Source organism: Dolichospermum planctonicum, from assembly GCF_005402965.1.
GTDB lineage: Bacteria > Cyanobacteriota > Cyanobacteriia > Cyanobacteriales > Nostocaceae > Dolichospermum > Dolichospermum planctonicum.
The window spans coordinates 19,985-28,650 of sequence record NZ_BJCF01000048.1 but is presented as its reverse complement, the minus strand read 5'-3'; the positions used below and the strand labels follow the sequence as shown (position 1 = coordinate 28,650).

The 8,666-nt window shown below is 35.7% G+C and carries 9 protein-coding genes and 1 tRNA gene; 3 read left to right on the top strand and 7 right to left on the bottom strand.

The window, feature by feature from the left end:
* Positions 1-391: 391 nt before the first annotated feature.
* A tRNA-Arg gene (locus tag FFO06_RS17275) sits at positions 392-465 on the bottom strand.
* Between the two features lie 53 nt (positions 466-518).
* Here FFO06_RS17275 and moaC point away from each other — a divergent pair.
* Together moaC and FFO06_RS17265 are read left to right on the top strand one after the other, a co-directional pair.
* Entirely contained in the window at positions 519-1,010 is a 492-nt protein-coding gene (gene moaC, locus FFO06_RS17270; protein ID WP_137909141.1) for a cyclic pyranopterin monophosphate synthase MoaC, read from the top strand.
* A gap of 96 nt (positions 1,011-1,106) precedes the next feature.
* Positions 1,107-1,358 carry a type II toxin-antitoxin system TacA family antitoxin gene (locus tag FFO06_RS17265; RefSeq protein WP_137909140.1) on the top strand — a complete coding sequence of 84 codons (252 nt, stop codon included), beginning with the start codon at positions 1,107-1,109 and terminating at the stop codon, positions 1,356-1,358.
* A 154-nt stretch (positions 1,359-1,512) separates the two neighbouring features.
* On the opposite strand, the gene purU is transcribed toward FFO06_RS17265, so the two are convergent.
* The 6 genes from purU to FFO06_RS17235 are packed head-to-tail and all read right to left on the bottom strand — an operon-like array spanning position 1,513 to position 8,258.
* Positions 1,513-2,367, bottom strand: coding sequence for a formyltetrahydrofolate deformylase (purU, locus tag FFO06_RS17260; RefSeq protein ID WP_137909139.1), 855 nt, complete (start codon positions 2,365-2,367; stop codon positions 1,513-1,515).
* Entirely contained in the window at positions 2,364-2,966 is a 603-nt protein-coding gene (locus FFO06_RS17255) for a DUF4340 domain-containing protein (RefSeq protein WP_137909138.1), read from the bottom strand. Before FFO06_RS17255 ends, purU begins: the two co-directional genes overlap by 4 nt.
* A 29-nt stretch (positions 2,967-2,995) precedes the next feature.
* Positions 2,996-4,735 (bottom strand): aminodeoxychorismate synthase component I, encoded by a 1,740-nt coding sequence (pabB, locus tag FFO06_RS17250; RefSeq protein ID WP_137909137.1) that lies wholly within the window; start codon positions 4,733-4,735, stop codon positions 2,996-2,998.
* Positions 4,732-6,405, bottom strand: a complete 1,674-nt coding sequence (locus tag FFO06_RS17245; protein WP_137909136.1) for a GldG family protein — start codon at positions 6,403-6,405, stop codon at positions 4,732-4,734. Before FFO06_RS17245 ends, pabB begins: the two co-directional genes overlap by 4 nt.
* Before the next feature lie 44 nt (positions 6,406-6,449).
* Positions 6,450-7,262 carry an ABC transporter permease gene (locus FFO06_RS17240; protein WP_137909135.1) on the bottom strand — a complete coding sequence of 271 codons (813 nt, stop codon included), beginning with the start codon at positions 7,260-7,262 and terminating at the stop codon, positions 6,450-6,452.
* The gene (locus FFO06_RS17235; protein ID WP_137909142.1) at positions 7,263-8,258 is read right to left on the bottom strand and encodes an ABC transporter ATP-binding protein; all 996 of its coding nucleotides are present in this window, start codon (positions 8,256-8,258) and stop codon (positions 7,263-7,265) included.
* 146 nt (positions 8,259-8,404) lie between these two features.
* Here FFO06_RS17235 and FFO06_RS17230 point away from each other — a divergent pair, with 146 nt between their 5' ends.
* The gene (locus FFO06_RS17230) at positions 8,405-8,602 is read left to right on the top strand and encodes a hypothetical protein (protein WP_137909134.1); all 198 of its coding nucleotides are present in this window, start codon (positions 8,405-8,407) and stop codon (positions 8,600-8,602) included.
* The last annotated feature ends 64 nt before the right edge of the window (positions 8,603-8,666 follow it).

Genomic DNA, 8,666 nt, shown 5'->3' with positions numbered 1-8,666 from the left:
TTGTCCTAAACGCAAAGCAATTAAATCAAGTTCGTTAGATTTCCAAGTATTTAGTTTTTTAGTCCCTAAAATGGCGATTCTCGTAACGGTTAACTGATTTTTAACTTTGAGTTTCATAGTCTAGACTCACTACCTTCTATTAAATCACATTGGCTACTATTTGGCTCATAAATATTTTGTTTTTCGGCTATTTTTTCCTTGTCAGCCCCCACAAGCGATTGTCTTGGAGTGATAGCTGAATTGTTTATAAACTTGTTCTGGAGTTAGGTATTTCATCTCGCGTTTAAATACGATTAACCCCAATATACTACGTTATTTTGAGATTAAATCCCAAGACCATTAAAAATGCACAAACTCCAAAAAAGGGGCTTGTGCATTTAAAATTATAGAACGGGCGAGGAGGGATTCGAACCCCCGACACCGTGGTCCGTAGCCACGTGCTCTAGTCCACTGAGCTACACACCCTTGACTTACAACCTTGACTTACAAGATTTATAATAACACACACTTTCCCAATTATGCAAGATCATTTTTCAAATTCTTTTTCGTTAACCCATTTGGATGCTCAAGGAGAGGCTCAAATGGTTGATATATCAGGTAAAACAGCCACTATTCGTCAAGCGGTGGCCACTGGTAAGGTGCGGATGTTACCTGAGACTTTCGCTGCTATTCAAGCGGGAAACACCCCTAAAGGTGATGTTTTAGCAACGGCTAGGTTGGCGGGAATCATGGCCGCTAAACAAACAGCTAATTTAATTCCTCTCTGTCACCCCTTACCTTTACAGAAAATTACCGTTGAGATTATCCCTGATGCCCAACTACCTGGTTATCAAATTGATGCTACTGTGAAAACTCAGGCGGAAACTGGTGTGGAAATGGAGGCTTTAACAGCGGTGTCTATTGCTGCTTTAACTTTGTACGATATGGCTAAAGCGTTAGAAAAAACGATTCAAATTGAAGCGATTCATTTAGTTAGTAAAACAGGTGGAAAGTCTGGAGATTGGGGATAGTGGGCATTTGTTGAATAAATCAGTACACTATTATTTGTTAGGACATTTGCCGTACACTAAAGATTTACACATCACATTTATTGTGTAAGAAGTATCATGACTCACTCAATGGCTAGAAACAGCCCAGAAAAATCCTTGCGTTCCAAATCAGAAAGATTAGAAGCCCGTATCAGTCCACAGAATAAAGACCAGATTATTCAGGAACATGAAATCATGGTTTTAAGCAGAAAAGACCAAGAGGTTTTTGTAGAAGCACTGTTTAATCCACCAGAACCCAGTAACAAGTTACGGCTTGCGGCTCAACGCTATAAAAAGAATATGGGTGTAGTAAGTGCAATTAACAGATAATTTTGATGCTTTTAATCATTATTTAATAGAGCCGCTAAAAAAAAAGCATACTTTTTATGAGCATTATCAATTCATTTGCTTTCCTGATTATTCTCATCGGCTTTTTTTGATGATGGAAACGATAGCTAAGATGATCAATTCCGATTAAATAAATTTACTCAAAAACTACCGTTCTATTGCCATAAACTAAAACGCGATTTTGTAAATGTAATCTTACCGCTCTTGCTAAGACAATTCTTTCTAAATCTTTCCCTTTTCTGATTAAATCATTCACTTCATCTCGATGACTTACCCGCACCACATCCTGTTCTATAATTGGTCCTGCATCCAATTCAGGTGTAGCATAATGGGCTGTTGCACCAATAATTTTTACACCCCTTTCAAAGGCTCGATGATAGGGATTAGCACCAACAAAGGCGGGTAAAAATGAATGATGAATATTAATAATTTGCGGGAATTTTGCAATAAAATCTGCACTAACTATTTGCATATATTTGGCTAAAACCACTAAATCAATTTTGTATTCATGCAGTAATTCTAGTTGTTTAATTTCCTGTTCTTGTTTATTTTCTTTAGTTATAGGTATATAATGGTAATCAATGCCAAATTGTTTAACTACCGCTTGTAAATCGGGATGATTACTCATAATTAAAGGAATCTCTGCATGAAATTCTTTTGCGCGATGTCTCCAAATTAAATCAAGTAAACAATGATCTTGACGACTTACCCAAATGGCAATGCGGGGAAGAGTATCAGAAAAGTGTAATTCCCATTTTGCATTTAAAGGTTGAGCGATAGCATTAAAAGCAGGAGCAATTAAATCTTTAGGTAAATTGAATCCTTTTAATTGCCATTCTATGCGATTCAGAAATAATCCGGCTTCAAAGTCTGTATGTTGATCTGCATGAGTAATATTGCCACCATTAGCATAAATGAAATTGGCAAATTTAGCTACTAATCCTCTTTGATCTGGGCAAGAAATTAATAAGGTTGCTGTTTGTTTTGTCATGGCAGGTTTGGTTTAGGTAGGATAGGTAATGGTTTTACATTAGTCTTTTCTTGTATTTGTTTCCATTCTGATATGTCTCGATTGACTGCATTAAAAAAATCCTTGGAAACTAACAATAATTTGAGATTTTGATTAGCATCAGCTTGAGCATATAAGAACCGATTATTAAACTCAGCTTTACCTAAAATCAATTGATAGTTTTGTTTATTTTTCAGTTGAATATCAATAGTCGCTACAGGTTTATCTAAACCAAATTCTGGTAATTCAGTGGGTAAAACTGATACTGTTCTTTCAATTTTACCATCAACTAATAAATCCATCAAGTAAGAAACAATTGCATCATTTGCCGGTGCTGATATGGGAGATTTGATTTCCCATTCAGGTTTTTTAGTTGTATTCCTTTTTTCTAGTTTTAATGTTGTACTTTTGGCTTTAATTGTTAAAGATTGGACATCATTAGCAGTAAAGGAGAAAATTTTCTGTTTTTGGGCTTTTATTTCTGTTGGTTGAGTTTTTCCTTTAATTTCATAGAAATATACAAAACTCCCTAAACCCAGAGCTAAAAGTATTAAAATCCAAGTCGTTTTTGGCAATTTCATATTGATAACCAATTAATAAAATCATTTATTTAATGAGAAATTAAAACCGCTTTTCGCCATTTTTGCACTGAGTTAATTATATAGATACGCTGGCTATATTTTAACATTTCTACCGTGATAATTTCCTCTCTAATTTTACATTTTTCAAGTAGATTAGCGCGAAAAGTCCCTGCTAATAAACCGCACTTTACTGGGGGTGTCAGCAATTCTCCATTCAAGTCTACCACAATATTACCAATACAGGTTTCTGTTATTTCACCTCTTTCATTCCACAATAAAACATCATCACAATCAGGAAAAGGGGCTTTTGCTATTTCATAAACTTGGCGATTTGTTGTTTTATGATACAAAAATATATTATTGGATTGAATCGGTGTGCAACACATACCTAGTTTGACAAGTTCATGATTATTTACAGGCAATAAAGGTATTGTTTGATATATAATTTCACCCTGGGAATCTAATAATAACCGTAGTTTATAATCTTGATTGTAAAATGATTTTGTTAATTGATCAAGTTGAGTTTTGACATTATTTATATTCACATTAAAACCAAAGTAATTTGCTGAATCTTGTAACCGTTGTAAATGATAATTCAATACAAAATAACCATTTTGAGGTTGCCATAAAATTGTTTCTAAAAGTGAGAAATCTGGTTGATTTAATGTGAGAACTTGGGCTTTAATCTGACATTCTTGATATTCGTCACTACTCACAGAATCCCAGACAATTCCTCCTCCAACTCCATACTCTGCTTGCTTATTTTCTTTATCAATTAATACAGTGCGAATAGCAACATTAAATTGGGCTTGACGTTGGGGACTAATAAAACCAATACAGCCAGTATAAATACGGCGCGGTGTATTTTCCAATTCCTGAATAATCTCCATCGTCCGGGCTTTAGGTGCGCCGGTAATAGAAGCGCAGGGAAATAACGCGCCCATAATTTCACTCATGGAAGCTGTAGTTTTGGCTGTAACAGTAGATGTCATTTGCCAAACTGTGGGATATTTCTCGACATTAAATAAACTGGGAACTTTGACTGTATTAATATTAGCTACTCGTCCGATATCATTGCGAATCATATCCACAATCATCACATTTTCCGCGCGGTTTTTTTCGGAAAAATGTAGTTGATTAGCAATATCATGATCTGCTACTAATGTTAAACCTCTAGCTGCTGTTCCTTTCATGGGACGCGAGGTTAAGTGATGATCATCAAGATGAAAAAAAAGTTCAGGGGAAGCGGAACAAATAGCAAAGTTATCAATATCAACATAAGCCCCATAATCTGCTTTTTGTGCTTGCACTAATTTCAGAAATAATTCCCAAGTATCACCACTAAAAGGTGCATTTAAACGTAATGTATAATTGACTTGATAAGTTTCCCCCAAGGAAATATATTTTTTAATTTTACTAATGGCTTGATGATATTCTTCTTCACGTACTGAAGGTGTCCAATTAAGTTTATATTCACCAGCTAAGGTAGGTTTTGGTAAATCAATAATTTCTGGTTTTTTATATAATCCAAACCAGAGTAACGGAAATGAACAAGGAGAATGGGTTTTTAGTATCGAATCAAAAGCTGTTGAAGCTTCGTAACTAATAAAACCCGCCCCATATATTTGATGTTTAGCAATCAAATCATTCACGAGTTGCAATTTGGTAACAACTTGATCAATACTATTAGTTTGGATGATTTCATCAGGATCTTGAAAGCAAAGCCAATGCTTTAGTTTAGCATCATGAATTACTAATTTATTTTTCATCTACGTTTCCACCAAATAATAAAACCTGTTAGCAACCCCAGTAAAGGTAATAAAAACACAGCAGATATTGTTAACAAGTTAGCTTCCCGATTTGATATAATAATCCGGCGATTTTTTGGTTGTTTAGGACGAATTGACAGAAGTTTTTCATCCTGTTGACTTAACCAACTAACCGTATTTAAAAAGACATCTCCATTTAACTGTTGTTCAAATAAACTATCAGTGGCAAAATTTGAGTTTCCGAATACTACTAACCGTGATTCTTTAGCAGTATTTCGGGAAGTTTTGGCAGTTGGAATTGCAGTTGGAATTGCAGTTGGAATTGGAGTTGGGGAAGTTTTGGCAGTTGCAGTTGGAGTTGGGGAAGTTTTGGCAGTTGGAATTGGAGTTGGGGAAGTTTTGGCAGTTGGAATTGGGGAATTTGATAATTTTCTAGTTAATGCTACTCCTAAAGTTAAAGGTCCTTTTAAGTCTTTATCTTCATTAAACTCTAGTTTTTCACTTTTTTGATCACTTTCTGCCCAACTATTAGGATAGGGTTTAGTTTTTAATAAAACCATAGACTCAACACCAGAGACAGGATCAATTTCCAGAGGACGAGTTAATGGATATACAGAAATATTATTGGCAAAATCTTTAGTAATAGGATGCTGTCCATATTCTGTCACCAAAATAGTAGCCGGTCCTAGTTGCAAACTTTCTCCAGAATTATCAATGACCAAGCGATTATCTAAACGCACACCCCACTCTTTCAGAAGAGTATCTATTTTCGGGTTGGTGTTGGGATCAATCATCAATAATAAGTTACCACCACGATTAAGATAATTTTGTAACGTTGTAACTTCTCCCGTCAATAATTCTTTTTGGGGTCCAGCTACAATTACAACATCAGCATCATTAGGAACTTGAGGACGTTCTGCTAAATTCAAAGTTGATGTAGTAAAGTTTTTATCAGTTAAGCCCTGTATTGCTTTAGAAATTGCCCCTTTACTACCGGAAAGTGGGTGTTCACTATGTCCTTGAAGAAAGTAAACTTTAGCCGTTTTAGGATTGATCATTTGTTGTAAACGATTAGTTAATTTTATTTCTGATAGTCGTTCATCCTCACTAATTATTTGTACTAATTGCCGTTTTGTTTGAAATTCTAGATAAACTTCGCCATAATCTTTAACACCAAATCTGTCTACTAGTCCTGGTTTTAATTCAGGATCAACATACTCAAATTTAAACTTGTTACTTTGACGATGATAGTTATCTAATAATTCCTGATCTTGGGAATTTTTTTCTTTAGTAAATAACCAAACTTTCATTGTTTCGGGTAAATTACTGACTAATTCCCTGGATTGAGGTGATAAAGTAAATAGTTGAGTATCTGTTAAGTCTAGACGCAGGTGGTAACGAATACCTAAAAAGTTAATTAATCCTAATATAACTAATACGGACAAAGTTGCGATTAAGGCATTAGTAGTAGATTGGGTAGAACGCTTTTGCCACCATTTACTTTGTTGGGTTTGTACTACTACCCACAAGGCACAAATAACTGCACCTGTTATTATTAATGATAGGGGGATTATTCCTGAATTTACTGATGTTAAATGAATGGTTAAACCAGCGGTGATGAAGAATGGTCCTAGCCAAAATATAAGTTTCCAAAGTTTGTTTTTATTCATTTTTTATTCATTATTTATAGGAGAGAATAATCAAGAGAAAATAACTAGTGACGTTGAAAGCGAAGTGCATCAATTGATTGGGCTGTGAGAAAAATACCTAAGATAATGTAACTGGCAAATAAAATCAAGCCGCTGGTATCGAAAATTCCTTGAATCAGGGTATTGTAATGTTTGAGCAGGGATAGATGACTAACTGCTTCACCAATTGGACTGGGAATGGTTTTGGCAATTAAATCAACAAATAACAGCAAAATAACTATGGCAAAGGTGAGGACTGCCGATAAAATTGTACTGTCTGTTAATGAGGAAATAAACATTCCTAATGATAAAATTGCTGCCGCTAGTAAGAGTAATCCTAAGTGACCCAGCAAGGGAATTGTGGGCGATATGGGAGGAGTGGAATTGGATAAAGCGATCGCTTCAAATCCCATTAAAGGTAAAATCATTGTCAATAAAAATGTTAATACTCCTAATAATTTGCCTACGGCTACAGCCCAGTTGGTAACTGGTGATGTGGCTAATAGTTCTAAAGTTCCTCGTTTGCGTTCTTCGGCGTAGAGTCCCATTGACAAAATCGGCAAGATAAATAACATTAACCATCCCATTCTATCTAAAAATGCCCGCACAAATTCATAAGGAACATCTATTATTGGTGCTGGAAATCCAGGCTGCTGCCCTTGTAAATCATAACCAGAAACTGTAACTAAAATTCCTTCTGGTCCCAATAAAATCATGACGAAAAATAAACCTGCTAAAAACCAAAATGCACTGGCTATGCCATAAGCTAATGGGGAAACAAAATAACTCTGTAGTTCTCGACGGTAAATGGCAATAATATTGGCGATGACTATACCCATTTATGCAGCTTCTCCTTCTTCGATTTCTGAGTTTATATTTGTGGGTAAATTCTTTTCTGTTGTGGTTAATTCTAAGAAAACATCTTCTAGTGTTGCACTAATACGACGCATTTCATATAAACCAAAGCCAGCCCGAATTAAAGCAGTAGCAATTTCTTTTCCTGGTTCTTCTCCCTGCTGTAATATTACCCGTAAATAAGTATGATCTTCTAGCAAATGTTGATGGTTAGGCATTGATTCTACTAAACTCACGCCAGATATATTTTGTAACATTTGTTTGGCTAAAGGTGCTTCTCCTGTAATTTCTAATTCATATCCTGCCCCACCTGTTAATTGTGTCATTAGATTTTCTGGGGTATTAGTTGTCACTATTTGTCCGCGATTAATAATGGCAACTCGGCTACAGGTCATACTCACTTCCGGGAGAATATGTGTAGAGAGAATAATAGTGTGTGTTCCTGCTAAACTTTTAATTAAGTTGCGTACTTCCGTAATTTGTCGGGGATCAAGTCCCACTGTAGGTTCATCAAGAATAATAGCTGGAGGATCATGAACGATCGCTTGGGCAATACCAACCCTTTGCCGATAACCTTTCGAGAGTTTACGAATAATGACTTGGCGCTTCTCCTCTAGGTTACATCTCTTTATAGCTGCTGTTACTTTTTTCGAGCGATCGCCTGAAGAAACTCCTTTAATTCTCGCTACAAAGTGTAAAAATCCTTCTACCGTCATTTCTGGATATAAGGGTGGTGTCTCTGGTAAGTAGCCAATGCGCTGACGCACAAGCAAAGAATTATCATGGACATCATAACCGTCAATTTTCGCTGTCCCACTGCTGGCAGGTAAATAACCGGCTAAAATTCGCATGGTTGTGGTTTTACCGGCACCGTTTGGACCTAAAAACCCTAAAATTTCCCCTGGTTCAACGCTAAAAGTAACATCAGTAATTGCTGTTGTTGAACCATAAGTTTTAGTAAGATGCTCAACTTCAATCATTTGCATAAATCATAATAATACCTAAACAATCTTAGCTAAATTTGAGATTTTAGATTGATGAGTTTTCTGTTATTTTTAATTTTTAATTGATTTATGCCTCATCTAAAATTAGTAACAAGATAACCTAGTATGGAATGGATAAAATCATGAGAGTTTGGCTGCTATGCTTTTTTGTACTGTTTGCTGCGGCGGAGTTTTTTAAGTGGTTGCGAGCTTTTTCTATACCTTTGCCCATATATATTTTAGCGGGTGCATTTTTAGCCGTCGCTTCCAACTATGATAAGATTTTTGGTGATAAACTTAACCAAAACCTGATAAATCCTGACAAACCAGAGATTAAATAGGGTTTGCTGATAGGTTGCATCGTGTAGCCATAAAAGTCTTGCGGCGGAGTATTATATATTCGCC